Below are 1,261 nucleotides of genomic sequence, written 5' to 3' on the forward strand. Positions count from 1 at the left end.
GATCAGAAGCAATTTCTCGCGCCACAATTTGACAAATATCGTTATGAACTCAGCGCCTTTAGCGCTGATTTTAATGGAGATCGGATAACAGATGTTGCTCGATGGAAATCAACTAAAGATTTGAGCGATGGACAAGTTTATGGTCCACTTTGCTACACAACCAGATCTGACAAAAGTGTAACTACAACAAAAAATTGTGGAACTTCATCTCTCGGGAAATTCGGGGTGCTCGCACGCCGAGACACACTTACTAAGTATGTCAATCCTTTGTTCTTTTCAAACACTACAGGAGGTTTACCTCGCATAGCTGACTTTGACGGAGATGGTCAGGACGATGTAATTTCAGACAATAGCCACTGGTTTTCCCGTTCAGAAGTTAAAAGGTGGTCAAATGTGAGGGGCGAGAGAACTGCAGACTTTAATGGTGATGGCCGCGCCGATCTGACAGAGAAAAAAGAAGGTTTTACTGGCGGTAATTTGTATATTAATCATTCAAACTCGCCAGTCAAAGTACGCCTATCCAATGGTATTTCTGGTTTTGATATTCACTTCGATAGTCCCAAAGCGCCCGGCGCCCTGTTTGGCGATTTTAATGGCGATGGCCTCACAGATTTTTTGCATCGAAAGAGCAAGTACGAGCTTCAGATTTACTTCAGTGCTGGTCTCAAGTTTGCTCACGGGCCGATCATTAGCAGACCCGAATTTAAAGATAACAACACCATAGGCAGCCTTGCTGGCGACTTAAATGGTGATGGGCGCGCAGATTTTATTGGTAATCGAGACAAGCATATCCGACTTTATCTCACCCGCACTGAAGGATTATATCATTATCCTTCAGAAAATCATGGAGATTTCATCCGTGTTCAGACCTTATTACAACTAGCAGATGCTGATGGGGATGGATTTACAGATCTCATAACGCATAAAGAAAAATCACCTTTTTTCTTGTCACCTGGAAAACTTGAAGGCAATGCATATTCCCTCATCAGCGAGCGCCCAGATATGCTGGTTGGCGTGGTGTTGCCTTCAGGCGGGCACCTCTCAGCCAGCTACACCACCTATGGCGGTGATGCCGAGGATGAGCGCTGGTTCCCACCTGTCCTGACCGTCCTGGCCTCCCTGACAGAAAAGCCCAACTCTTCTCAAGCCTTCACCACACGCTTTGCTTACTCAGGCGGGCGCTGGGACTTTGACAACCGGCGCTTTGCCGGCTTCAAAAAGATCATAACCACGTTGCCAAAGCTGGCAGGGGAAACAAAGG

Annotated in this window: 1 protein-coding gene; it reads left to right on the forward strand. The window is 46.4% G+C overall.

Translation table 11 applies throughout. From position 1 onward, the window contains the following. Positions 1-1,261 (forward strand): FG-GAP-like repeat-containing protein (locus tag JCM12308_RS27480; protein ID WP_164845408.1); only part of this gene is annotated, 1,261 nt, incomplete at both ends.

The sequence above is a fragment of the Pseudovibrio denitrificans JCM 12308 genome, assembly GCF_001310815.1.
Lineage (GTDB): Bacteria > Pseudomonadota > Alphaproteobacteria > Rhizobiales > Stappiaceae > Pseudovibrio > Pseudovibrio denitrificans.